The organism is [Bacillus] caldolyticus, assembly GCF_003595605.1.
GTDB lineage: Bacteria > Bacillota > Bacilli > Bacillales > Anoxybacillaceae > Geobacillus > Geobacillus thermoleovorans.
Genome location: NZ_CP025074.1, coordinates 2007482 through 2032954, shown reverse-complemented (window position 1 = coordinate 2032954; position 25473 = coordinate 2007482). Strand labels below are relative to the sequence as shown.

General features: G+C 52.4%; 16 protein-coding genes, 2 tRNA genes and 3 rRNA genes. 12 read left to right on the top strand and 9 right to left on the bottom strand.

What is annotated here, in order from left to right:
* Window positions 1–65 precede the first annotated feature (65 nt).
* The 8 genes from noc to rpmH all read right to left on the bottom strand — a co-directional run bounded on the left by noc (window position 66) and on the right by rpmH (window position 7521).
* Window positions 66–911 (bottom strand): nucleoid occlusion protein, encoded by an 846-nt coding sequence (gene noc, locus CWI35_RS10610; RefSeq protein WP_011232954.1) that lies wholly within the window; start codon window positions 909–911, stop codon window positions 66–68.
* 159 nt (window positions 912–1070) lie between these two features.
* Window positions 1071–1787 carry a 16S rRNA (guanine(527)-N(7))-methyltransferase RsmG gene (gene rsmG, locus CWI35_RS10605; protein WP_011232955.1) on the bottom strand — a complete coding sequence of 239 codons (717 nt, stop codon included), beginning with the start codon at window positions 1785–1787 and terminating at the stop codon, window positions 1071–1073.
* A 23-nt stretch (window positions 1788–1810) separates the two neighbouring features.
* Window positions 1811–3700, bottom strand: a complete 1890-nt coding sequence (gene mnmG, locus CWI35_RS10600; protein WP_011232956.1) for a tRNA uridine-5-carboxymethylaminomethyl(34) synthesis enzyme MnmG — start codon at window positions 3698–3700, stop codon at window positions 1811–1813.
* 18 nt (window positions 3701–3718) lie between these two features.
* A complete protein-coding gene (gene mnmE, locus CWI35_RS10595) occupies window positions 3719–5107 on the bottom strand; it encodes a tRNA uridine-5-carboxymethylaminomethyl(34) synthesis GTPase MnmE (RefSeq protein ID WP_011232957.1) in 1389 nt (462 codons plus the stop codon).
* 344 nt (window positions 5108–5451) lie between these two features.
* On the bottom strand, window positions 5452–6108 hold the full coding sequence (gene jag / locus CWI35_RS10585) for an RNA-binding cell elongation regulator Jag/EloR (protein WP_011232958.1): 657 nt from the start codon (window positions 6106–6108) through the stop codon (window positions 5452–5454).
* Window positions 6105–6869 (bottom strand): YidC family membrane integrase SpoIIIJ, encoded by a 765-nt coding sequence (gene spoIIIJ, locus CWI35_RS10580; protein ID WP_011232959.1) that lies wholly within the window; start codon window positions 6867–6869, stop codon window positions 6105–6107. Before spoIIIJ ends, jag begins: the two co-directional genes overlap by 4 nt.
* Window positions 6870–6941: 72 nt before the next feature.
* On the bottom strand, window positions 6942–7307 hold the full coding sequence (gene rnpA, locus CWI35_RS10575) for a ribonuclease P protein component (RefSeq protein WP_011232960.1): 366 nt from the start codon (window positions 7305–7307) through the stop codon (window positions 6942–6944).
* A gap of 79 nt (window positions 7308–7386) precedes the next feature.
* The gene (gene rpmH / locus CWI35_RS10570) at window positions 7387–7521 is read right to left on the bottom strand and encodes a 50S ribosomal protein L34 (RefSeq protein ID WP_003253900.1); all 135 of its coding nucleotides are present in this window, start codon (window positions 7519–7521) and stop codon (window positions 7387–7389) included.
* A gap of 478 nt (window positions 7522–7999) precedes the next feature.
* Between rpmH and dnaA the strand changes: the two genes are divergently transcribed.
* The 12 genes from dnaA to rrf all read left to right on the top strand — a co-directional run bounded on the left by dnaA (window position 8000) and on the right by rrf (window position 24376).
* Window positions 8000–9352, top strand: a complete 1353-nt coding sequence (gene dnaA, locus CWI35_RS10565) for a chromosomal replication initiator protein DnaA (protein ID WP_011229517.1) — start codon at window positions 8000–8002, stop codon at window positions 9350–9352.
* Window positions 9353–9524: 172 nt separating this feature from the next.
* On the top strand, window positions 9525–10661 hold the full coding sequence (dnaN, locus tag CWI35_RS10560; RefSeq protein WP_011229518.1) for a DNA polymerase III subunit beta: 1137 nt from the start codon (window positions 9525–9527) through the stop codon (window positions 10659–10661).
* Between the two features lie 188 nt (window positions 10662–10849).
* Window positions 10850–11080: a S4 domain-containing protein YaaA gene (gene yaaA / locus CWI35_RS10555; RefSeq protein ID WP_012820418.1), complete on the top strand. Its 231-nt coding sequence runs from the start codon at window positions 10850–10852 to the stop codon at window positions 11078–11080.
* 11 nt (window positions 11081–11091) lie between these two features.
* Complete coding sequence (recF, locus tag CWI35_RS10550; protein WP_011229520.1) at window positions 11092–12210, top strand: DNA replication/repair protein RecF; 1119 nt, start codon at window positions 11092–11094, stop codon at window positions 12208–12210.
* A gap of 46 nt (window positions 12211–12256) precedes the next feature.
* Window positions 12257–14179 carry a DNA topoisomerase (ATP-hydrolyzing) subunit B gene (gene gyrB / locus CWI35_RS10545; protein ID WP_014194553.1) on the top strand — a complete coding sequence of 641 codons (1923 nt, stop codon included), beginning with the start codon at window positions 12257–12259 and terminating at the stop codon, window positions 14177–14179.
* A 150-nt stretch (window positions 14180–14329) separates the two neighbouring features.
* On the top strand, window positions 14330–16786 hold the full coding sequence (gene gyrA, locus CWI35_RS10540) for a DNA gyrase subunit A (protein WP_011229522.1): 2457 nt from the start codon (window positions 14330–14332) through the stop codon (window positions 16784–16786).
* A gap of 145 nt (window positions 16787–16931) precedes the next feature.
* Window positions 16932–17999 carry an HD-GYP domain-containing protein gene (locus CWI35_RS10535; RefSeq protein WP_014194554.1) on the top strand — a complete coding sequence of 356 codons (1068 nt, stop codon included), beginning with the start codon at window positions 16932–16934 and terminating at the stop codon, window positions 17997–17999.
* 327 nt (window positions 18000–18326) lie between these two features.
* Window positions 18327–19883: ribosomal RNA gene (locus CWI35_RS10530) — 16S ribosomal RNA — on the top strand.
* 99 nt (window positions 19884–19982) lie between these two features.
* Window positions 19983–20056 (top strand) — tRNA-Ile (locus CWI35_RS10525).
* Window positions 20057–20062: 6 nt separating this feature from the next.
* Window positions 20063–20138 (top strand) — tRNA-Ala (locus CWI35_RS10520).
* Window positions 20139–20972: 834 nt separating this feature from the next.
* Window positions 20973–23902, top strand: a 23S ribosomal RNA gene (locus CWI35_RS10515).
* Between the two features lie 357 nt (window positions 23903–24259).
* A 5S ribosomal RNA gene (gene rrf / locus CWI35_RS10510) occupies window positions 24260–24376 on the top strand.
* Together the 16S, 23S and 5S rRNA genes with 2 tRNA genes alongside form the textbook arrangement of a ribosomal RNA operon.
* 44 nt (window positions 24377–24420) lie before the next feature.
* Here rrf and CWI35_RS10505 read toward each other — a convergent pair.
* The gene (locus CWI35_RS10505) at window positions 24421–25398 is read right to left on the bottom strand and encodes a YaaC family protein (protein ID WP_011229524.1); all 978 of its coding nucleotides are present in this window, start codon (window positions 25396–25398) and stop codon (window positions 24421–24423) included.
* Window positions 25399–25473 lie beyond the last annotated feature (75 nt).

Genomic DNA, 25473 nt, shown 5'->3' with positions numbered 1-25473 from the left:
TGACTTTGTTTTCTGAAAGAAAAAACCCCATCAGCAGTGCTTGATGAGGCAAAAGGTGACTTTCGTTATTTTTTCGCGATTCGAATCGTAATTTGATAGTAGTCATCGAATTCTTCTTCTTCCGATTGAACGGACACCCCGCTGCTTTCGACCATGGAAAGCGACTGGCGGATCGTGTTGACGGCGATGCGCATATCGCGGCTGAACGCCTTTCGCTTCGGTTTTGGCTTCCGTTCCCCCGCCTCGAGCAGCTTTAACACCCGATCTTCCGTCTGCTTGACATTCAACTGTTTGTCGATGATTTCTTGCAGCAGTTTCAGCTGTTTTTCTTTATCTTTCAAGGCAATCAATGCGCGCGCATGACGTTCCGTAATCGCCCGTTGCAAGAGCGCCTCTTGCACCTCTTGCGGGAGTTTCAGCAGACGCAGCTTATTGGCGATCGTCGACTGTCCTTTGCCGAGCCGCTGAGCGAGCGCTTCTTGCGTCAAATCATGGAGCTCGATCAATTTGGCGTACGCCATCGCCTCTTCAATCGGCGTCAACTCTTCGCGCTGTAAGTTTTCAATGAGGGCGACGGAGGCGGTTTCTTTGTCATTTAAGTTTTTGATGATCGCGGGGATTTCCGTCCAGCCAAGCTTTTGCACCGCTCTCCATCTCCGCTCGCCGGCGATGATTTCAAACCGTCCGTTCCCGCATTCGCGGACGACGATCGGCTGGATGATGCCGTGCGTGCGGATCGTCAGCGCCAACTCGTCGATCTTCTCTTCATCAAACATCGTGCGCGGCTGAAAGCGGTTCGGAATAATGCTTTTGACCGGAATGTGGCGAACTTCCTCCCGCTCTTGCTTTTCCTCCATTTCTTCCTGTTCTTTTTCTCCAAAGCTGAACAAGCGCGAAAATGGATGCTTCATCCCCCTACACCACCTTTGGACATACTTGGCCAAAATGTCTCTGTCTCGCCCGGCATACGCCGCCTTACGGTCGGTTTTTTGGCGCGGGACGAAGGCGGGGAGCGAAACAGCTTGTTTCTCTCTTTCAGCCGGCAAAGCCCTCCCCCGCCCGCAAAGATGCTACTGAATCGGTTGTTTGTTCGGCGTTCCCGGTTTGCGCGGGTATTGGTTCGGCGTTTTTCTCATTTTTTGGATGAAAATGATCGTTCGTTCGCCTTCGTCAAACGGCAACGTGAACGTTTCCGTCGCCGTCACTTCTCCGCCAAGCACAGAAATCGCCTTGTTTCCCTCTTTCAGCTCCTCGAGCGCCGAAGCAGCTTTCATCGCAATGAATGTCCCGCCCATTTTCACGAGCGGAAGGCAAAGTTCGACAAGCACTGGCATGCGCGCCACCGCTCTGGCCGTGACGACGTCAAATGATTCGCGCATCCCCTTTTGACGGGCGAACGTCTCAGCGCGTTCGTGGTAAAGCGCCACGTCCGCAAGCCCGAGCTCGGTGATCAGATGCTCTAAAAAACGGATGCGTTTTTGCAGCGAATCAACGATGGAAACGCGCAAATGCGGAAAACAAATTTTGAGCGGAAGGCTCGGAAATCCCGCCCCGGATCCGACGTCGCAAAGCGCAAGCGGCGCTGAAAAGTCGTAGTAAAAAGCCGGGGACACCGAGTCGAAAAAGTGCTTCACATAGACGCCGGGCTTGTCCGTAATAGCGGTCAAATTCATTTTCTCGTTCCACTCAACGAGCAGTTCGTAATAGCGCTCAAACTGCGCAAGCGCCCGGGAAGAGAGGAGAATTCCCCTCTCTTCGAGCATGGTTTGAAATTGTGTCGCCTCCATAAGCCAATCCTTTCCCTCATTGTTTATTCATTCGACACGCGCGCGATTCTTCCTTGTTCCAAATACACTAATAATATCGAAATATCGGCCGGATTGACGCCGGAAATGCGCGACGCCTGGGCGATCGAAAGCGGGCGCACTTGTTTGAGCTTTTGCCGCGCCTCGGTTGCAAGCCCTTGGATGGCGTCGTAATCGATATCTTCCGGGATTTTTTTGTTTTCCATTTTTTTGAGCCGTTCGACTTCTTGCAACGATTTTTGGATGTAGCCCTCGTACTTGATTTGAATTTCGACTTGCTCAGCCACTTCCGGAGCGATCTCCTCGTCAGCCGGCGCCAGTTTTCGGATGTGCTCGTACGTCATCTCCGGGCGTCGGAGCAAATCGGCGGCGCGAATGCCGTCTTTCAGCTCGCTTCCACCCGCTTCACGGATGACTTCCTGCACTTTTGGCGTCGGTTTGATGATCACCGTTTGCAGCCGCTTTTTCTCTCGTTCGATCGCCTCTTTTTTCGCCAAAAATTTTTGATACCGCTCTTCGGAAATGAGACCGATCCGATAGCCGAGCTCGGTCAGGCGCAAATCGGCGTTGTCATGGCGAAGCAAAAGCCGGTACTCGGCACGCGACGTCAGCAGGCGGTACGGCTCATTCGTCCCTTTCGTCACCAAGTCGTCGATTAAAACGCCGATATAGGCATCAGAACGGCTTAAAATGATTTCTTCGCGGCCGAGCGCACGGTGGGCGGCGTTAATGCCGGCCATAATGCCTTGGCCTGCCGCTTCTTCATAGCCGGACGTGCCGTTGATTTGCCCTGCGGTATACAAGTTTTTCACAAGCTTCGTCTCGAGCGTCGGCCATAGCTGCGTCGGCACGATGGCATCATACTCGATCGCATAGCCAGCCCGCATGAGCTGCGCCTTCTCAAGTCCCGGGATCGTCTCGAGCAGCTTGCGCTGGATATGTTCCGGCAAACTTGTTGACAACCCTTGCACGTACACTTCTTCTGTTTCCCGCCCTTCCGGCTCGAGGAAAATTTGATGGCGCGGCTTATCGTGGAACCGGACGACTTTATCCTCGATCGATGGGCAATAGCGCGGCCCGGTTCCTTTGATCATGCCGGAGTACATCGGCGACAAGTGCAAGTTTTCATCGATGATGCGGTGTGTTTCCTCCGTCGTGTACGTCAGCCAGCACGGCAGCTGATCAGTGATGTATTTTGTCGTCTCGTACGAAAACGCGCGCGGCTCCTTGTCTCCCGGCTGAATTTCCGTTTTGCTGTAGTCGATCGTCCGGCTGTTGACGCGCGGCGGCGTGCCCGTTTTGAAGCGAACAAGCTCAAACCCAAGCTCTTCTAAATGCTCGGACAGCTTAATCGACGGTTGCTGGTTGTTCGGGCCGCTCGAATATTTAATGTCTCCGATGATGATTTCCCCGCGCAAAAACGTCCCGGTCGTAATGACGACCGCCTTGGCGTAATAATGCGCCCCCGTGTGAGTGATGACACCTTTGCAAACGCCGTCTTCGACGATCAGCCGCTCGACTTTTCCTTGCAGAAGCGTCAAATTCTCTTGATTTTCGAGTGTTTTTTTCATTTCCCGCTGGTACAGCACTTTATCGGCTTGCGCCCGAAGCGCGCGGACGGCTGGCCCTTTGCCGGTGTTTAGCATCCGCATTTGAATGTATGTTTTGTCAATGTTTTTTGCCATTTCCCCGCCGAGAGCGTCGATTTCGCGCACGACGATTCCTTTCGCCGGGCCGCCGATCGACGGGTTGCACGGCATGAACGCGATCATATCGAGGTTGAGCGTAATGACAAGCGTCTTCGCCCCGATGCGCGCCGAAGCTAATGCCGCTTCGCAGCCGGCATGGCCAGCGCCAACGACAATGACGTCATACGTTCCTCCATGGTAATCCATATGGCATTTCCTCCTCGCTTATTTTCCTAAACAAAACTGAGCAAACAGCTGATCAATCAAGCTTTCATGGACCGTATCACCAATGATTTCGCCAAGCAACTCCCATGCCCGGCGCAAATCGATTTGGACGAGATCAACCGGCATGCCGGCGTCAATGCCGGCCAAGGCATCCTCGATCGCTGTTTTCGCCTGCTCGAGCAAGGCGATATGGCGAGAGTTTGAAACGTACGTCAAATCGCCGGCTTCCAGCTCACCCCCAAAAAACAGGTCAGCAATCGCCTTCTCCAGTTCATCAATTCCTTGTTCATGCAACAGGGATGTCCCCACGACCGGCCGGCCGGCCGCCAGCTCCTTGACCCGCTCCATATCGATCCGCCGGGGCAAATCGGTTTTATTCACAATGACGATGGCGTCCATTCCCTCGATCATGGCAAACAGCCGCTCGTCCTCTTCCGTCAGCGGTTCATGATAATTCAAAACGAGCAAAATTAAGTCGGCCCGCTTCAACATTTGCTGCGAGCGCTCGACGCCGATCCGTTCGACGACATCTTCGGTTTCGCGGATGCCAGCCGTATCGATCAAGCGAAGCGGTACGCCCCGGACGTTGACATATTCCTCGATGACGTCGCGCGTCGTCCCCGGAATATCGGTGACGATCGCCCGATTTTCATGGGCGAGCGCATTCAAAAGCGACGATTTGCCGACGTTCGGCCGCCCGATGATGACCGTTGCCAGCCCTTCGCGCAATATTTTTCCTTGCGCGGCGGTCGACAGCAGCTTTTCAATTTGCCCGCGCACATATTCCGCCTTTTCCCGCAAAAGGCGCGGCGTCATTTCTTCGACATCATCGTATTCCGGATAATCGATATTGACTTCAACATGTGCCAGCGTCTCCAAAATCGTCTGCCGCAACTCGCGAATCAATTTTGACAGGCGCCCTTCCATTTGCTGTAGGGCGACGTTCATCGCCCGGTCGGTTTTGGCGCGGATCAGGTCGATGACTGCCTCAGCTTGAGATAAATCGATGCGCCCATTTAAAAACGCCCGCTTCGTAAACTCCCCCGGCTCGGCGAGCCGCGCCCCGTTTGCCAGCACGAGCTGCAGCACCCGATTGACGGAAACAAACCCGCCATGGCAGTTGATCTCGACCACGTCCTCGCGCGTAAACGTCTTCGGTGCGCGCATAACTGATACCATTACTTCTTCAACGACCCGTCCGCTTTTCGGATCGATGATATGCCCGTAGTGGATCGTGTGTGATGGAACGTCTTTGAGCCGCTTTCCGCTCGGGCTGCGGAAAAGCCGGTCAGCGATCTCAACCGCTTGATCTCCGCTCAACCGAACGATGGCAATCGCCCCTTCGCCCATCGGCGTCGAAATGGCGGCGATCGTATCAAATTCCGTCAAAGCTGTTCACCTCTCTTTGCTCCGCTTTCTCTATATCCACAGCCCGTTTTGGCCGCTTTTTTTCCTTGTGCATATTCACTTAGTTCAATTTTAACTTATCCACATGTGAATAACAATACGGCGCGCTCAACGCGGTTGTTGAAAAATATAAGCGGCGGCCGTCAAAAAAAAGTTGGTGGAAACTAGTGATTGCTTCACAATCATCTGGACGGATAGGCAAAAAAGACCGTTGCTGCGCTGTTTCCCCATTTGAAGAAGCTCTTGCTGGAGCGTTTCCCCCATTTCCATCGCCAATCTTCCAGGCGGCGCCAATACCGTAAAAAAAGAGGCCGCCTCTCTACAGTTTAGCGAGGCGCCTCTTTTTTCGGCGACATTTTGCCTGTTTTCGGAGCGACGACAATCGAACGGTGCGGATCAACGCCAACGGAATAGGTCAAGACGTGCTTGTTGTCAGCCAGCGCTGCATGGATGATCTTCCGTTCATGCGCCGGCAACGGCTCCAACCTTACTTCTTTTCCCGTCTTCACCGCCCGGGCGGCCAGCTTGTGCGCCAGTTCGATCAGCGCCTTTTCCCTTCGTTCGCGGTAATTTTCGACATCGACGGCAATCGACACGTATTCGTCAGCATGGCGGTTGGCGACGAGCTGCGCCAAAAACTGAAGAGCGTTTAACGTTTGCCCGTGCTTGCCGATCAATAGACCGACCGGCCCCCCGTGCACATGAAGCGTCACCTGCTTGCCGCGGCGGACGGCTTCGATGCTTGCCCCTTCCGCCCCCATTTGCGCGATGACTTGCTGCAAAAAGCGAACCGTCTCCTCAACCGGGTCGATTTTCAGCACGGCTTTCACAACCGCCGGCCGGCCGCCAAACAAGCCAAACCAACCTCTTTTCCCTTCATCGAGCACAACAATAACCGCACGCTCTCGAGGCACGCCAAGCTGCGCGAGCGCCAACTGCACCGCCTCTTCGACTGTCCGGGCAGTCGCGGTCACTTCTTTCACTTTTTCGCTCCTCCTGAATGGGCGGCAATCTCCGGCCCTTTAATGAGATACGTTTGCACAATGGAGAAAATATTTCCGACGACCCAGTAAAGCGACAAAGCAGCTGGGAAGTTGATCGCGAAAATGACGATCATAATCGGCATCATCCAAAGCATCATCGCCATTTGTGGATTTTGCTGAGCGGAGCCGGCCATCATGATTTTCTGCTGGATGAACGTCGTCACGCCGGCAATGACCGGCAAAATGTAGTACGGGTCTTTTTCGCCAAGGTCAAACCATAAAAAATTATGTTGGGCAATTTCTCTCGTCCGCATGATGGCATGGTAAAATCCAATTAAAATCGGCATCTGGATCAAAATCGGGAAGCAGCCGGCCATTGGGTTGACGCCGTGCTTTTGGAATAAGAGCATCATCTCTTGCTGGAGCTTTTGTTGAGTTTGCGCGTCTTTTGAGCTGTATTTTTTGCGGAGCGCTTCAATTTCCGGCTGAAGCGCTTGCATCGCCTTCGCGTTGCGCGTCTGTTGAATCATCAGCGGCAAAATCAATAAGCGGATCAAAATGGTGACGACAATGATGGACAACCCAAAGCTTCCGCCGAGCAGCCCGGCGACATATTTGATCAGCCAAGAAAGCGGATAAACGATATACTCGTTCCAAAACCCCTTGCTTTCCGGGGTGATCGGTTTGTGAATTTCCGTGCATCCGGCCAGCACAGCCGCTAACGCACCGAACAAAATGATGAATCTGATTCGCCTTTTCACCTTCTTTTTCCTCCCACATATACAAGTTCACGTATGTATTTTACCATTTTTTTTGCCGCGTGGAGCATTTTTTCAAGCCGAATGCGACGGTTGGCCTCCTTTTTTCAGCCCTCCGGATTTCCGGAGCACATGGATTAAACTTTTTTTTACTTCCGCATAATTCATCTCCGCCACCGGCTGCCTAGCGATAACGACATAGTCTTTGCCAGGGGCAATCTCCTCTTTCAATTCGAGGAAGCATTGGCGGATGTAGCGCTTGATTCGATTTCGGACGACAGCCTTGCCAAGTTTTTTGCTGACAGACAGCCCGATGCGAAAATAAGGCTGCTCCGGGCGGTCAAGCGTGTAGATGACAAACTGGCGGTTGGCCGTTGAAGCGCCCCTCTGAAACACTTCCTGGAACTCTTCGTTTTTCTTGATCCGATACTTTTTTTTCATTCTCCCCAAACACTCCATTTGCCTAATTTCCCGGCGGCAAAATATTGAGAAAAAAGACCACTGAAACTTCAGTGGCCTATTATGCAGACAAAACTTTTCTTCCTTTGCGGCGGCGGCGCGCCAACACTTTTCTGCCGTTTCTCGTGCTCATGCGCGCGCGGAATCCGTGCACTTTGCTTCGTTTCCGTCTATTCGGTTGATACGTCCGTTTCATCTATGACACCTCCCTAGGGAATAACAGTTACGGGCAGTCTTTCTCATTATATTGAACAATCTTAGCAAATGTCAACCGCCTCTTCGTTTTTCCAACTCTGATCAGCGCTGTGGATAAATTTTTTCTCCCTATCAACAATCCACAACATTTATCGACATTTTTTTCACATGTTCAATGGTGTGGATAATGATTTTTTCACATCCCGTCCATTTTGTGGATAATCAAAAAAATCCCGTTGCAACAAGCCGCTTTATTTGCTATTATTATTGTGTTTTCACTATGGATAATTATGTGGATAAGAGGAGTCTATCCACATTTTGTGGATAGATTGTGGATAGTTTTTTCACAACGCGTTAATAATGTTACCCACAGATGGTGGATTTTGTCGAAAAGCTTCTTTATTTCCTTAATATGCTTTTTCCACAAACTTATTTTTTTAAACAAACGATCATCCTCTGACTTAAGGGAGGGGCAACGGGTGGAAAATATCCATGACTTATGGGATCGCGTGCTCGCGGAGATTGAACAAAAAATCAGCAAGCCGAGCTTTGAAACTTGGCTCAAGTCAACAAAAGCCCACTCTTTACGAGGTGACACGCTCGTCATCGTAGCCCCGAACGAGTTTGCTAGAGATTGGCTTGATTCTCGCTACTCTCATTTGATTGCGGAAACGATCTACACCATCACGGGCGAAGAATTGGCCGTCAAGTTTATCATTCCGCCAAATCAGGATGATGAAGAACTAGAGTTCCAGTCATCTAAGAAAAAGCAACGGAAACCGTATGAAGAGACAAACGATTTCCCACAAAGCATGTTAAATCCGAAATACACGTTCGATACGTTTGTCATCGGCTCCGGCAACCGGTTCGCCCATGCCGCTTCACTGGCGGTCGCTGAGGCTCCGGCCAAAGCATACAACCCCTTGTTTATCTATGGCGGCGTCGGACTTGGAAAAACACACTTAATGCACGCGATCGGCCATTACGTGATTGAACATAACCCATCGGCGAAAGTGGTCTATTTATCTTCAGAGAAATTTACGAATGAGTTTATTAACGCCATCCGAGACAACCGCCCTGACGACTTTCGCAACAAGTATCGGAACGTTGACGTCCTACTGATCGATGATATTCAGTTTTTGGCCGGAAAAGAACAAACGCAAGAAGAATTTTTCCATACGTTTAATACGCTGCACGAGGAGAGCAAGCAAATCGTCATCTCAAGCGATCGACCGCCGAAAGAAATCCCAACACTCGAAGACCGCTTGCGTTCGCGCTTTGAGTGGGGGCTCATCACCGACATTACGCCGCCTGATTTGGAGACGCGGATCGCTATCCTCCGCAAAAAGGCGAAGGCGGAGGGGTTTGACATTCCAAACGAGGTAATGCTTTATATCGCCAATCAAATTGACTCGAACATCCGCGAGCTTGAGGGCGCTCTCATTCGCGTCGTCGCTTATTCGTCGCTCATCAACAAAGAGATCACCGCTGACTTGGCAGCAGAGGCATTGAAAGACATCATCCCGAGCGCAAAGCCGAAGGTAATCACGATTCAAGACATTCAGCGCGTTGTTGGACAGCATTTCAACATCAAGATGGAAGATTTTAAAGCGAAAAAGCGAACAAAATCGGTCGCGTTCCCTCGGCAAATTGCCATGTATCTCTCCCGCGAACTGACCGACTGTTCGTTGCCGAAAATCGGCGATGAATTTGGGGGACGCGATCATACAACCGTCATCCACGCCCATGAAAAAATATCAAAGCTTTTGCAAACCGATACGCAGCTGCAAAGGCATATACAAGAGATTCAAGAAAAGCTGAAGCAACTGTGAACAACTGTCTCGGTTTTATGCACAGCTTATCCACATGTGGACAGGCTGTGCTTGATTCGCTTTTTTTGTTTATCCACATACTAACAAGCCATACGACTAGTACTACGGTTTTTGTTTTTATATTTTTATAATTTATTTCCGACGATCTAAAGAAACGGGGAGGAACAGCAACGTGAACATTTCCATTGACCGCGAAGCGTTGGCCAAGAGCGTCCAAGACGTGATGAAAGCCGTATCGACAAGAACGACGATTCCGATTTTGACCGGAATCAAACTAACAGCAACCGCCTCGGGAGTAACGCTGACCGGAAGCGATTCCGACATTTCAATTGAATCGTTTATTCCGCTTGAAAAAGAAGGCAAGTTGCTCGTTGACGTGAAAAGACCGGGGAGCATCGTACTGCAGGCGCGCTTTTTCTCTGAAATCGTGAAAAAACTGCCGCAACAAACGGTGGAAATCGAAACGGAAGACAACTTTTTGACGATCATCCGCTCGGGGCACTCAGAATTCCGCCTCAATGGGCTAAACGCCGACGAATATCCGCGCCTGCCGCAAATTGAAGAAGAAAACGTGTTTCAAATCCCGGCTGATTTATTGAAAACCGTGATTCGGCAAACGGTGTTCGCCGTTTCTACATCGGAAACGCGCCCAATCTTGACAGGTGTCAACTGGAAAGTTGAACATGGCGAGCTTGTCTGCACAGCGACCGACAGTCATCGCTTAGCCATGCGCAAAGTGAAAATTGAGTCGGAAAATGAAGTATCATACAACGTCGTCATCCCTGGAAAAAGTCTTAATGAGCTCAGCAAAATTTTGGATGACGGCAACCACCCGGTGGACATCGTCATGACAGCCAATCAAGTGCTATTTAAGGCCGAGCACCTTCTCTTCTTTTCCCGGCTGCTTGACGGCAACTATCCGGAGACGGCCCGCTTGATTCCAACAGAAAGCAAAACGACCATGATCGTCAATACAAAAGAGTTTCTGCAGGCAATCGACCGAGCGTCCTTGCTTGCTCGAGAAGGAAGGAACAACGTTGTGAAACTAACGACGCTTCCTGGAGGAATGCTCGAAATTTCTTCGATTTCTCCGGAGATCGGGAAAGTGACGGAGCAGCTGCAAACGGAGTCTCTTGAAGGGGAAGAGTTGAACATTTCGTTCAGCGCGAAATATATGATGGACGCGTTGCGGGCGCTTGATGGAACAGACATTCAAATCAGCTTCACTGGGGCCATGCGGCCGTTCCTGTTGCGCCCGCTTCATACCGATTCGATGCTTCAGCTCATTTTGCCGGTGAGAACATATTGACCCACCGCCCTCCTATTGGCGAAAACCATTCAGCTTCAAGGGCAAAAGCCGCCCGACAACGCTGCTTTTTCTCAAGTCCGATGAGAAGGCGGGCAACATCTATGCCCATCCTTCCCATCGGCTTTCTTTGCGAGTGGGCGGATTTTTCGGTAAAATAAAAGAATAGGCAGTTTGAAGGAAAGCGAGCGATGACACGGATGGAACAACGGGTGACGATTACAACGGAAACGATTACGCTGGGGCAGCTTTTGAAACTTGTGCGATTGATCGATACTGGCGGTGCGGCCAAATGGTTTTTGCAGGAACATCACGTGCTTGTCAATGGAGAACGGGAAAACCGGCGCGGGCGAAAGCTGAGAGACGGCGACCGGATCGACATTGAACCGTTTGGCACGTTCGTCGTCGTAAAAGCGGAGTAGGTGAAGGTTCGGTGTTTTTGACCAACTTAACGTTGACGAATTACCGGAATTATGAGTATGAAACGCTGAATTTTGGTGAGGGCGTGAACGTCATCTTAGGAGAAAATGCCCAAGGAAAGACGAACATGATGGAGGCCATTTATGTTTTGGCTATGGCGAAGTCGCACCGCACGTCCAACGATAAAGACCTTATCCGTTGGAATGAAGAGTATGCTAAAATAGAAGGAAGAGCGGAAAAACGAAGCGGGTCGTTAACGCTTGAGTTGCTTATTTCAAAAAAAGGAAAAAAAGCAAGATGCAACCATATTGAACAGCAGCGGCTCAGCCAATACGTCGGCCATTTGAATGTCGTCATGTTTGCTCCCGAAGACTTGAATTTAGTCAAGGGAAGTCCGCAAGTGCGGCGCCGATTTGTCGATATGGAAATCGGGCAAGTGTCGCCTGTGTATATACATGATTTGAGCCAATACCAAAAGCTGCTGCAACAACGCAATCATTACTTAAAAATGATGCAGGCGCGCGAGCGGAGCGATGAGGCGGTTCTTGATGTGTTAACTGAGCAGCTTGTATTGCTGGCGGCCAAAATTACGCTGCGGCGCCGCCAGTTTTTGTCGCTGCTTGAGCAATGGGCGATGCCAATCCACTATGAAATCAGCCGCGGCGCCGAACAGCTTTGCATCCGATACGAACCGTCGGTCGACGTATCAGAAAAGGCGGAATTGTCGAGAATAGTAGAAGCATACAGTGAAACGTTCGCCGCCATGAGGGAACGGGAAGTTCAGCGGGGAACAACGCTGGTCGGCCCGCATCGTGATGACATCGCGTTTTTCGTGAATGGAAAAAACGTGCAAACTTTCGGTTCCCAGGGGCAACAACGTACAACCGCGCTAGCGGTCAAGCTGGCAGAACTTGAGCTCATCTTTTCCGAGTTAGGCGATTACCCCATTTTATTGCTGGATGATGTGTTGTCAGAACTTGATGACTTTCGGCAAACCCACCTCCTTGATGCCATCCGGAAAAAAGTGCAAACTTTTGTCACAACAACAAGCATTGACGGCATTAAGCACGATATCATTCAAGAAGCGGCTATTTATCGAGTCCATTCTGGTTCGGTAACCGCTCCTTCTTGACCGCGAGACCGTTGAACGTTTGCAAAGAAAGCGTAGGTGATCAGGCATGACAATGGAACAACGGGTTGAGCAGACGTACGATGCAAGCCAAATCCAAGTGCTTGAAGGCCTTGAAGCGGTCCGCAAGCGCCCGGGGATGTACATCGGCTCGACGGGGCCGAAAGGACTGCACCATCTCGTTTGGGAAATCGTCGACAACAGCATCGACGAGGCGTTGGCGGGCTATTGCACAAACATCGATGTGACGATCGGCAAAGACAACAGCATCACCGTCGCCGACAACGGGCGTGGCATTCCGGTTGACATTCACGAGGCGACCGGGCGTCCCGCCGTCGAAGTCATTATGACCGTCCTTCATGCCGGTGGGAAATTTGGCGGAGGGGGCTATAAAGTGTCCGGCGGCTTGCACGGCGTTGGCGCTTCGGTCGTCAACGCCTTATCGGAATGGCTCGAAGTTTACGTCTATCGGGATGGAAAAATCCATTACCAGCGGTACGAGCGCGGAGAACCGTGCACCGACTTGCAAGTCATCGGCGAGACAGACCGGACCGGAACGACGACCCGTTTTAAGCCGGACCCGGAAATTTTCACTGAGACGACCGAATTTGACTATGAAACGCTGGCCACTCGGTTGCGTGAGCTCGCCTTTCTAAATCGCGGCTTAAAAATCACGCTGACGGACGAACGGGTTGACAGCCGAAAAAACGAATATGTTTACGAAGGCGGCATTCGTTCATACGTCCGTCATTTGAACCGAACACGAGAAGTGCTGCACGAAGAGCCAATTTATATCGCTGGCGAGCGTGACGGCATTGCCGTAGAAATCGCCTTGCAGTACAACGACGGCTATACGAGCAATATTTATTCGTTTGTCAACAACATTCATACGCATGAAGGCGGCACACATGAATCTGGCTTTAAAATGGCGCTGACGCGCATTATCAATGATTACGCTCGCAAGCAGCAAATTTTTAAAGAAAACGACACGAATTTGACTGGCGAAGATGTGCGCGAAGGGCTGACGGCCATCGTGTCGATCAAGCATCCATCGCCGCAGTTTGAAGGGCAAACGAAAACGAAGCTCGGCAACAGCGATGCGCGCACGGTGACCGACGCTGTCTTTTCCGAACAATTTGAAACGTTTTTGCTTGAAAATCCGACGATTGCCCGAAAAATCGTCGAAAAAGGCATGATGGCGGCGCGGGCGCGGCTGGCGGCGAAAAAAGCGCGCGAACTGACGCGGCGCAAAAGTGCGCTTGAAATTTCCAATTTGCCGGGCAAACTGGCTGACTGTTCGTCAAGAGACCCGTCGATCAGCGAGCTGTATGTCGTCGAGGGCGATTCGGCCGGCGGCTCCGCGAAACAAGGGCGCGACCGCCATTTCCAAGCGATTTTGCCGCTGCGCGGGAAAATCCTTAACGTGGAAAAAGCGCGCTTGGACAAAATTTTGTCGAACAATGAGGTGCGGGCGATTATTACCGCCCTTGGCACGGGCATTGGCGAAGAGTTTGACATCTCAAAGGCGCGTTACCATAAGGTCATCATCATGACCGACGCCGATGTTGACGGGGCCCATATTCGCACGCTTCTTTTAACATTTTTTTACCGTTATATGCGGGAATTGATTGAACACGGCTACATTTATATCGCTCAGCCGCCGCTGTATAAAATCGAGCAGGGAAAACAGGTGCGTTATGCTTACAACGACCGCCAGCTTGAGAAAATCCTTGCTGAGCTGCCGGACCAGCCAAAACCGACGATTCAACGCTATAAAGGACTGGGCGAAATGAATCCGGAGCAACTTTGGGAAACGACGATGAATCCGGAAACGAGAACGTTGCTGCAAGTGAGCTTGCAAGACGCCATTGACGCAGATGAAACGTTTGAAATTTTAATGGGCGATAAAGTTGAGCCGCGCCGCCAGTTCATCGAAGAAAATGCCCGTTATGTGAAAAACTTGGACATTTAGGATAAAAAAAGAGGGAATCAGCCGCCCTCCTCGCTTCACCTTGCCGACGGGGACACCCGGCGCGCGAGCGAAGCGGCGCCCGCCGTCCGTCCGCGTCCGCCTGGCCGGGCGGTCCGGACTGGAGGAGGTTTCAAAGGGAGGTTTGAACGAATGGCAGAACACGAACAACCGCGCATCCGCGAAGTGAACATCAGCCAGGAAATGCGTTCTTCGTTTCTTGACTATGCGATGAGCGTCATCGTTTCGCGCGCCCTGCCGGACGTGCGCGACGGGCTGAAGCCGGTGCATCGCCGCATTTTATATGCCATGCACGACCTCGGCATGACTGCCGATAAACCGTATAAAAAGTCGGCTCGCATCGTCGGCGAAGTGATCGGGAAATATCATCCGCACGGGGATGCCGCCGTGTATGACACGATGGTGCGCATGGCGCAAGATTTCAACTACCGCTACATGCTTGTCGACGGACATGGCAACTTCGGATCGATTGACGGCGACGCGGCAGCAGCGATGCGCTACACGGAAGCGCGCATGTCGAAAATCGCCATGGAGCTTTTGCGCGATATCAACAAAGACACGATTGACTATCAAGACAACTATGACGGTTCGGAAAAAGAACCGGTCGTGCTGCCGTCCCGGTTTCCTAATTTGCTTGTCAACGGTTCATCCGGCATCGCTGTCGGAATGGCGACGAACATTCCGCCGCACCAGCTTGGCGAAGTGATTGATGCCTTGTTGGCATTAAGCCAAAATCCGGAGATGACGGTTGCCGATTTGATGGAATACATCCCAGGACCTGACTTTCCAACCGCTGGACAAATTATCGGCCGCAGCGGCATCCGCAAGGCGTACGAAACGGGTCGCGGCTCCATTACATTGCGCGCCAAGGCCGAAATCGAGCAGCAGCCAAACGGCAAGGAAACGATCATTGTGACCGAGCTACCTTACCAAGTAAACAAGGCGAAACTGATCGAGCGGATCGCCGAACTTGTGCGCGACAAAAAAATTGACGGCATCACCGACTTGCGCGACGAGTCGGATCGGAGCGGCATGCGCATCGTTATCGAAGTGCGGCGCGATGCCAACGCGAAGGTTGTGTTGAACAATTTGTACAAACATACGGCATTGCAAACGAGTTTTGGCATCAACATGCTTGCTTTGGTAAACGGCGAGCCGAAAGTGCTGAACTTAAAAGAGTGTTTGGAGCATTATTTAAACCATCAAAAAACCGTCATCCGCCGGCGGACGGCGTTTGAGCTGAAAAAAGCCGAGGCGCGTGCTCACATTCTGGAAGGGTTGCGCATCGCCCTTGACCATTTGGATGAAGTGATCGACCTCATCCGCCGCTCACAGACAACGGAGGCGGCGCGCGAAGGGCTGATGGCGCGGTTCTCACTCAGTGAACGGCAAGCGCAGGCGATTTTGGATATGCGCCTGCAACGGTTAACCGGCCTTGAGCGGGAAAAAATCGAACAAGAATACCAAGACCTTGTCCGTCTGATCGCAGAACTGAGAGGCGTATTGGCCGACGAAGAGAAAGTATTGCAAATCATTCGCGATGAACTGAGCGAAATTAAGGAGCGGTTCAACGATGAGCGGCGCACGGAAATCGTTTCAGGAGCCGTTGAGCAGTTCGATGACGAGGATTTAATTCCGCAAGAGCATGTCGTCATCACGCTTACTCATAAAGGCTACATCAAGCGCTTGCCTTTATCGACGTACCGGAGCCAAAAACGCGGCGGACGGGGCGTGCAAGGCATGCATACGGCGGAAGACGATTTTGTCGAACATTTGCTCATTACGTCGACTCATGACACCGTGCTGTTTTTCACGAATAAAGGGAAAGTATATCAGGCAAAAGGCTACGAGATTCCGGAATTCGGCCGCACAGCCAAAGGGCTGCCGATCATCAACTTGCTTGAGCTCGATAAAGATGAGTGGATCAACGCCATGATTCCGATTGAAAGCGAGTTTAGCGATGAACGCTACCTCGTGTTTGCGACAAAGCAAGGAATTGCCAAACGTTCCCCGCTTTCAGCGTTCGCCCATATTCGCAACAACGGGCTTATCGCCATCCATTTGCGCGAAGGGGATGAACTGATTTCTGTCCGGCTGACGGATGGCAAAAAGCATTTGATCATCGGTACGAAAAACGGCATGCTCATCCGTTTTCCGGAAACCGACGTGCGGGCGATGGGCCGCAGCGCGACTGGAGTCAAAGCGATCACGCTTGATGACGGGGATGAAGTAGTTGGCATGGAAATTTTAGAAGACCATCATGATGTGCTTGTCGTCACGAAAAAAGGGTTCGGCAAGCGCACTCCGGCCTCGGAATACCGCGTGCAAAGCCGCGGGGGCAAAGGATTGAAAACGTGCAACGTCACGGATAAAAACGGTCCTGTCGTTGCGGTGACAACCGTCGTCGGCAATGAAGACGTCATGGTGATCACGACCGGCGGCGTGCTCATTCGCATTGCCGTCAGCGATATTTCTCGGACGGGAAGAATCGCCCAAGGCGTTAAGCTCATTCGCCTCTCTGGCGAAGATGGGCATGAGTGCGTCGCTACGGTGGCGAAAGTGCCTGAGGAAGAAAGGGACGAGGAATAAAGAAGAAGATCATTCAGCCTAACGGAAACGGCGCTTCGCCTATAGGCGCGGGGCGTCGTTTTTCTGTTTCAAAAGCCTGCCATCGCGGCCAAAATCATGTTACGATAGAAATACAGAGAAAAAAAGACAAAGGGGGCACTAATCGATGGTCCGTGTGAAACGCTCCCAGCTTCGCGAAGGATGCGTGCTCGCTGAAGATGTGCTCGGCAAGACGAAACGTCCAATTATACCGAAAAACACCGTGATCACGAAACCGTTGCTACTCGTACTTGAAAAATTCCTCGTTGAGGAAGTGGACGTTGAACCATTGCTTGCTAACGGTGAACCATTTCCCAACGTCGATTCCGCATCAACGGCGGTTGCCAAACAGCCGATGGCCTTCTACTTAGAGGCGGTCCAACGATACAAAACATGGTTTCAATCGTGGCAAGCCGGTTTGCCGGTTGATATCGGCGAAATCAGAGGGGTCATCATTTCGCTTTTTGAACGAATGGCGGGCCAAAAACGGGAGTTGCTTATGTTGCATCATTACGCAACAAAGGACGAATATTTGCACCATCATGCCGTCAGCGTCGGGCTGCTCGCGGGCTTTTTGGCCATGCAGCTTGGATACAGCGAAGGGGAATGCCACCAAATCGCCCTTGCCGGTGTGCTAGCAGACTGTGGCATGGCGAAAGTAAGTAAGAGAATTTTGACAAATCCGTCAGCGCTCACTGAAGCCGAGTTCAATGAAGTAAAGCAGCACCCTGTCTTCAGCTACCGCATGGTGCAAAAAATCCCTGCGCTAAACCATGGGGCAAAACTTGCTGTGTTGCAACATCATGAACGAAATGACGGCAGCGGCTACCCGCTCGGAGTAAAAGCAGAAAGAATTCACCCTTACAGCCAGATCGTTGCCGTCGCTGATGTCTACCATGCCATGACTTCAGAACGGTTATACCGTCGCAAACAGTCGCCGTTTCGGGCCATTGAAACGATGCAAAGGGAGCAGTTCGGCAAACTGAGTACAGAAGCTGTCGCCGCGCTGGTGAACAATCTCATCGGCCTACAAACAGGAGCCGTCGTCAAACTCTCCAACGGCGAAATGGCTGAAGTTATGTTTATTCCTTCGGACGAGCCAGCCCGGCCGATCGTCAAGATCATCGAAACCGGACAGTTGCTGTCACTAAGCGTTCAGCGGGACATATATATCGAGGAAATGGTGCAAGGTTGATCAGTGTCAGTTCCAAAAAATACTATTGCCTAAACAACATCCACATGATACAATCAACATTGCTTGTGACGGTAAAGAAATAAAAAAGTTGTTGACTTTTCGTTGTCCATGGGTTATTATTTAATAGCTGTCATCATTAAGGGACAGCGAAAAAGCTCCTTGAAAACTAAACAAAACGCAAGCGTCATAAGAAAAGCTGAGGCTCGCGGGTCGCCGCGATGGGCAAATGTTCTTCGCCTGCAGGGATTTACAATCCCGAAGGCGAAGGTTATTTGACCCCGAGAGGCGGCGGGCCGAAGCTGGACAATGCGAAAAGCCAATCAACTTTCTTTGGAGAGTTTGATCCTGGCTCAGGACGAACGCTGGCGGCGTGCCTAATACATGCAAGTCGAGCGGGCCAAATCGGAGCTTGCTCTGGTTTGGTCAGCGGCGGACGGGTGAGTAACACGTGGGCAACCTGCCCGCAAGACCGGGATAACTCCGGGAAACCGGAGCTAATACCGGATAACACCGAAGACCGCATGGTCTTTGGTTGAAAGGCGGCCTTTGGCTGTCACTTGCGGATGGGCCCGCGGCGCATTAGCTAGTTGGTGAGGTAACGGCTCACCAAGGCGACGATGCGTAGCCGGCCTGAGAGGGTGACCGGCCACACTGGGACTGAGACACGGCCCAGACTCCTACGGGAGGCAGCAGTAGGGAATCTTCCGCAATGGGCGAAAGCCTGACGGAGCGACGCCGCGTGAGCGAAGAAGGCCTTCGGGTCGTAAAGCTCTGTTGTGAGGGACGAAGGAGCGCCGTTCGAAGAGGGCGGCGCGGTGACGGTACCTCACGAGGAAGCCCCGGCTAACTACGTGCCAGCAGCCGCGGTAATACGTAGGGGGCGAGCGTTGTCCGGAATTATTGGGCGTAAAGCGCGCGCAGGCGGTCCCTTAAGTCTGATGTGAAAGCCCACGGCTCAACCGTGGAGGGTCATTGGAAACTGGGGGACTTGAGTGCAGGAGAGGAGAGCGGAATTCCACGTGTAGCGGTGAAATGCGTAGAGATGTGGAGGAACACCAGTGGCGAAGGCGGCTCTCTGGCCTGCAACTGACGCTGAGGCGCGAAAGCGTGGGGAGCAAACAGGATTAGATACCCTGGTAGTCCACGCCGTAAACGATGAGTGCTAAGTGTTAGAGGGGTCACACCCTTTAGTGCTGCAGCTAACGCGATAAGCACTCCGCCTGGGGAGTACGGCCGCAAGGCTGAAACTCAAAGGAATTGACGGGGGCCCGCACAAGCGGTGGAGCATGTGGTTTAATTCGAAGCAACGCGAAGAACCTTACCAGGTCTTGACATCCCCTGACAACCCAAGAGATTGGGCGTTCCCCCTTCGGGGGACAGGGTGACAGGTGGTGCATGGTTGTCGTCAGCTCGTGTCGTGAGATGTTGGGTTAAGTCCCGCAACGAGCGCAACCCTCGCCTCTAGTTGCCAGCACGAAGGTGGGCACTCTAGAGGGACTGCCGGCGACAAGTCGGAGGAAGGTGGGGATGACGTCAAATCATCATGCCCCTTATGACCTGGGCTACACACGTGCTACAATGGGCGGTACAAAGGGCTGCGAACCCGCGAGGGGGAGCGAATCCCAAAAAGCCGCTCTCAGTTCGGATTGCAGGCTGCAACTCGCCTGCATGAAGCCGGAATCGCTAGTAATCGCGGATCAGCATGCCGCGGTGAATACGTTCCCGGGCCTTGTACACACCGCCCGTCACACCACGAGAGCTTGCAACACCCGAAGTCGGTGCGGTAACCCTTACGGGAGCCAGCCGCCGAAGGTGGGGCAAGTGATTGGGGTGAAGTCGTAACAAGGTAGCCGTACCGGAAGGTGCGGCTGGATCACCTCCTTTCTAAGGATGTTATTGACAAAATCGAATGGTTTGATTATAATGACGCTTGCTGTTTTGTTTAGTTTTGAGGGAACTTATTGTTCCTTGCAATGTGTATATGGGCCTATAGCTCAGCTGGTCAGAGCGCACGCCTGATAAGCGTGAGGTCGGTGGTTCAAGTCCACTTAGGCCCATTGGATGGGGCCTTAGCTCAGCTGGGAGAGCGCCTGCTTTGCAAGCAGGAGGTCATCGGTTCGATCCCGATAGGCTCCACCATATCAAGGTAAGAGGTTTCAACGTAGTTGCTTTGCGTCTGCGTCTACAAGCGGATTCGGAGAAGCCGAATTTCTCGACGCAAACCAGCGAAGAAGCGAATTCAAAGGAGCTGCTTTGCGTCTGTGCCTGCGTCTGCTAGCAGGTTCAGGGAAGCAAGATTCCTCGGCACAAAGCCGCAAGGAAGTTTGTTCAAAGAAGTCGCTTTGCGTCTACAAGCGGATTCGGAGAAGCCGAATTCCTCGACGCAAACCAGCGAAGAAGCGAATTCAAAGGAGCTGCTTTGCGTCTGTGCCTGCGTCTGCTAGCAGGTTCAGGGAAGCAAGATTCCTCGGCACAAAGCCGCAAGGAAGTTTGTTCAAAGAAGTCGCTTTGCGTCTACAAGCGGATTCGGAGAAGCCGAATTCCTCGACGCAAACCAGCGAAGAAGCGAATTCAAAGGAGCTGCTTTGCGTCTGTGCCTGCGTCTGCTAGCAGGTTCAGGGAAGCAAGATTCCTCGGCACAAAGCCGCAAGGAAGTTTGTTCAAAGAAGTCGCTTTGCGTCTACAAGCGGATTCGGAGAAGCCGAATTCCTCGACGCAAACCAGCGAAGAAGCGAATTCAAAGGAGCTACTTTGCGCCTTCGTCTTCTAGCAGGTTCAAGGAAGATGGATTCCTCGGCGCAAAGCTGCAAAGAAGCAGACTCAAGGCAGTAGCTTTGCATCTGCGTCTTCTAGCAGATTCGAGGAAGTGGGATTCCTCGATGCAAGACTGCAGAGAAGCAAATTCAAGAAGCAGTCTCGTTCCTTGAAAACTAGATAACCGATAAAGCAAAGGAAGAAGCCGAGAGCGCAATAGGTTAAGCTGGAAAGGGCGCACGGTGGATGCCTTGGCACTAGGAGCCGATGAAGGACGGGGCAAACGCCGAAACGCTTCGGGGAGCTGTAAGCAAGCGTTGATCCGGAGATGTCCGAATGGGGGAACCCACTGTCCGTAATGGGGCAGTATCCATGCCTGAATCCATAGGGCATGGAGGGCACACCCGGGGAACTGAAACATCTTAGTACCCGGAGGAGAAGAAAGCAACCGCGATTCCCTGAGTAGCGGCGAGCGAAACGGGAACAGCCCAAACCAAGAGGCATGTCCTCTTGGGGTTGTAGGACCGCTCACGATGGGAGTGAGAAAGGGACGGGGTAGACGAACCGGTCTGGAACGGCCGGCCAGAGAAGGTGAGAGCCCTGTAGTCGAAACTTCGTTCCCTCCCGAGCGGATCCTGAGTACGGCGGGACACGAGGAATCCCGTCGGAAGCAGGGAGGACCATCTCCCAAGGCTAAATACTCCCTAGTGACCGATAGTGCACCAGTACCGTGAGGGAAAGGTGAAAAGCACCCCGGGAGGGGAGTGAAAGAGAACCTGAAACCGTGTGCCTACAAGTAGTCAGAGCCCGTTGATGGGTGATGGCGTGCCTTTTGTAGAATGAACCGGCGAGTGACGATGGCGTGCGAGGTTAAGCCGAAGAGGCGGAGCCGCAGCGAAAGCGAGTCTGAACAGGGCGTGTGAGTACGTCGTCGTCGACCCGAAACCAGGTGATCTACCCATGTCCAGGGTGAAGGCCGGGTAACACCGGCTGGAGGCCCGAACCCACGCACGTTGAAAAGTGCGGGGATGAGGTGTGGGTAGGGGTGAAATGCCAATCGAACTTGGAGATAGCTGGTTCTCCCCGAAATAGCTTTAGGGCTAGCCTCGGGTTTGAGAGTGTTGGAGGTAGAGCACTGATTGGGCTAGGGGCCCCAAACGGGTTACCGAACCCAGTCAAACTCCGAATGCCAACGACTTATGCCCGGGAGTCAGACTGCGAGTGATAAGATCCGTGGTCGAGAGGGGAACAGCCCAGACCGCCAGCTAAGGCCCCGAAGTGCACGTTCAGTGGAAAAGGATGTGGAGTTGCCGAGACAACCAGGATGTTGGCTTAGAAGCAGCCACCATTTAAAGAGTGCGTAATAGCTCACTGGTCGAGTGACTCTGCGCCGAAAATGTACCGGGGCTAAACGTGCCGCCGAAGCTGCGGGATGACCGTTGGTCATCGGTAGGGGAGCGTTCTAAGGGCAGAGAAGCCAGACCGGAAGGACTGGTGGAGCGCTTAGAAGTGAGAATGCCGGTATGAGTAGCGAAAACAGAGGTGAGAATCCTCTGCGCCGAAAGCCTAAGGGTTCCTGAGGAAGGTTCGTCCGCTCAGGGTTAGTCGGGACCTAAGCCGAGGCCGAAAGGCGTAGGTGATGGACAACAGGTTGAGATTCCTGTACCACCTTCTTCCCGTTTGAGCGATGGGGGGACGCAGGAGGATAGGGCGAGCAGGCGGCTGGAAGAGCCTGTCCAAGCCGTGAGGCTGATCCGCAGGCAAATCCGCGGATCATAAGGCCAAGCGGTGACGGCGACGGAGTAATCCGGAAGTCCCCGATTTCACACTGCCAAGAAAAGCCTCTAGCGAGGGAAGAGGTGCCCGTACCGCAAACCGACACAGGTAGGCGAGGAGAGAATCCTAAGGCGCGCGGGAGAACTCTCGTTAAGGAACTCGGCAAAATGACCCCGTAACTTCGGGAGAAGGGGTGCTCTTTGGGGTGAAGAGCCCTGAAGAGCCGCAGTGAAAAGGCCCAAGCGACTGTTTATCAAAAACACAGGTCTCTGCGAAGCCGAAAGGCGACGTATAGGGGCTGACACCTGCCCGGTGCTGGAAGGTTAAGGGGAGCGCTTAGCGGAAGCGAAGGTGCGAACCGAAGCCCCAGTAAACGGCGGCCGTAACTATAACGGTCCTAAGGTAGCGAAATTCCTTGTCGGGTAAGTTCCGACCCGCACGAAAGGTGTAACGACTTGGGCGCTGTCTCAACGAGAGACCCGGTGAAATTATACTACCTGTGAAGATGCAGGTTACCCGCGACAGGACGGAAAGACCCCGTGGAGCTTTACTGCAGCCTGATATGGAATTTTGGTATCGCTTGTACAGGATAGGTGGGAGCCTGGGAAGCCGGAGCGCCAGCTTCGGTGGAGGCGTCGGTGGGATACCACCCTGGCGGTATTGAAATTCTAACCCGCACCCCTTAGCGGGGTGGGAGACAGTGTCAGGTGGGCAGTTTGACTGGGGCGGTCGCCTCCCAAAAGGTAACGGAGGCGCCCAAAGGTTCCCTCAGAATGGTTGGAAATCATTCGGAGAGTGCAAAGGCACAAGGGAGCTTGACTGCGAGACGGACAGGTCGAGCAGGGACGAAAGTCGGGCTTAGTGATCCGGTGGTTCCGCATGGAAGGGCCATCGCTCAACGGATAAAAGCTACCCCGGGGATAACAGGCTGATCTCCCCCAAGAGTCCACATCGACGGGGAGGTTTGGCACCTCGATGTCGGCTCATCGCATCCTGGGGCTGTAGTCGGTCCCAAGGGTTGGGCTGTTCGCCCATTAAAGCGGTACGCGAGCTGGGTTCAGAACGTCGTGAGACAGTTCGGTCCCTATCCGTCGCGGGCGGAGGAAATTTGAGAGGAGCTGTCCTTAGTACGAGAGGACCGGGATGGACGCACCGCTGGTGTACCAGTTGTCCCGCCAGGGGCACCGCTGGGTAGCTATGTGCGGACGGGATAAGCGCTGAAAGCATCTAAGCGTGAAGCCCCCCTCAAGATGAGATTTCCCACCGCGCAAAGCGGGTAAGATCCCTCGAAGATGACGAGGTCGATAGGTCCGAGGTGGAAGCGTGGTGACACGTGGAGCTGACGGATACTAATCGATCGAGGGCTTAACCTAGCAAGAAAAGTGGAGGCCGCCCGCTTATCGGCGAGGTGCGCTGGAGGGCCTGCGAGGAGGCTGTCGCCGCCGCAGCAGGACCGAAGCGTCGCGAGCCGATGGCGGCCGGAACTAGACAGCGAAAAGCGCAGGCGAGCGGGTCGCCGCGACGGGCAAATGTTCTTCGCCTGCAGGGATTTCCGATCCCGAAGGCGAAGGTTATTTGACCCCGAGCGGCGGCGAGCCGGAGCTGGACAATGCGAAAAGCGCAGGCGAGTGGCTTCTTCCAACGGTTATCTAGTTTTGAGGGAATGAACATCCTGTTGACAAATCCAACAGGATGGATATAATAATTACTGTCCAAGATGATCATCATTGCCTAGTGGCTATGGCGGAGGGGAAACACCCGTTCCCATCCCGAACACGGAAGTTAAGCCCTCCAGCGCCGATGGTAGTTGGGGCCAGCGCCCCTGCAAGAGTAGGTCGTTGCTAGGCGAAAATCCCCTGCTGTATATACAGCAGGGGATTTTTGATTTGATTCAACCCAAAAATTTCCGCATTAAGTATTCATGAAGCAGCAACGGCACTTTTTCCGCCGACACGGAGAGAAACTCAAGAATAAAAGTGTATGCCTTGCTTGGGTAAGAATGGAGAAGCTCGCTCCACCATTCCGTCTCATAGCGCGAAATCATGCTCAAGTTATACAGCAACAAGTAATGGGCGTGTATTTCTGGAAGCGAGAATGTTTTCTCTTTCTTGACTGGAATTCGGAGTGTACCGTCAAGATGGAATAAAAACGGACCTTCTCCGGCCGGCGACAGCGGCGATTCTATATGAAAATACAGAAATTCTCCTTCTTCTTTGGCGAACGAAAGCCGCTTTCCTTGTCCTTCTTCACAGAGATATTGGACAAAGCGGGACAACGACATATGGTAGTGGTCCAAAATCACTTTTGGGATGGCGAGCATCGGCGGCGAAGCAGTATGTACAACAGGCAAGGATAACGGTTTTTTTCGCCCGCTTAGAAGAAAAAACGTTTCATGCAACTCGCTAATTCGTTGCAACAGCGTGCCCATGCGAAATTTTTCCCCAGCTTCTTGTTTCACATGAAACATTTTTTCAGAAAAATGTGCGAATAAACCGTTTTTTTGTATTTTCACTTCATCATCTAAAAATTCGTAGCCCTGTTTTTTTCGTTTTCTTGCTGATACACCATGGGCCAAGACCGATGTTGATTCCGGGTAGTCGGGGTCGACAGTGAGCAGGCATGCTTTTAAGAGCTGCACCATGCCGTAAAACAAGAGAACTGGCTTGATGGACAGCGGCGCCTGCTGGGCAGCGGCGTAAAAGTTTTGCCCGTGTTCCAGATAATATAAAAATGGGTAACAGTTTGCATAACTGCGTTGGACGGCGTCATCCCGCTGCAGCTGTTGATAGCATTGCCGCAAAAATTGCTGCGCAGTATCGGCCGAGCGGAAAACAGAAAGGCGAAACAGTTGACCGTGATTTCCGAACATTTTTACCCCCCTTACATAGAATTGTCTTGAAATAACTGAAAAGTTGGACATTTTCTTGATTCCTTGACAGTAGTT

What these genes read in the sequence shown, in the direction of transcription:
- noc (WP_011232954.1), bottom strand. Translation starts at nt 911, where the DNA reads ATGAAGCATCCATTTTCGCGCTTGTTCAGCTTTGGAGAAAAAGAACAG.
- rsmG (WP_011232955.1), bottom strand. Translation starts at nt 1,787, where the DNA reads ATGGAGGCGACACAATTTCAAACCATGCTCGAAGAGAGGGGAATTCTC.
- mnmG (WP_011232956.1), bottom strand. Translation starts at nt 3,700, where the DNA reads ATGGATTACCATGGAGGAACGTATGACGTCATTGTCGTTGGCGCTGGC.
- rnpA (WP_011232960.1), bottom strand. Translation starts at nt 7,307, where the DNA reads ATGAAAAAAAAGTATCGGATCAAGAAAAACGAAGAGTTCCAGGAAGTG.
- rpmH (WP_003253900.1), bottom strand. Translation starts at nt 7,521, where the DNA reads ATGAAACGGACGTATCAACCGAATAGACGGAAACGAAGCAAAGTGCAC.
- yaaA (WP_012820418.1), top strand. Translation starts at nt 10,850, where the DNA reads ATGACACGGATGGAACAACGGGTGACGATTACAACGGAAACGATTACG.
- gyrB (WP_014194553.1), top strand. Translation starts at nt 12,257, where the DNA reads ATGACAATGGAACAACGGGTTGAGCAGACGTACGATGCAAGCCAAATC.
- gyrA (WP_011229522.1), top strand. Translation starts at nt 14,330, where the DNA reads ATGGCAGAACACGAACAACCGCGCATCCGCGAAGTGAACATCAGCCAG.
- CWI35_RS10535 (WP_014194554.1), top strand. Translation starts at nt 16,932, where the DNA reads ATGGTCCGTGTGAAACGCTCCCAGCTTCGCGAAGGATGCGTGCTCGCT.
- CWI35_RS10505 (WP_011229524.1), bottom strand. Translation starts at nt 25,398, where the DNA reads ATGTTCGGAAATCACGGTCAACTGTTTCGCCTTTCTGTTTTCCGCTCG.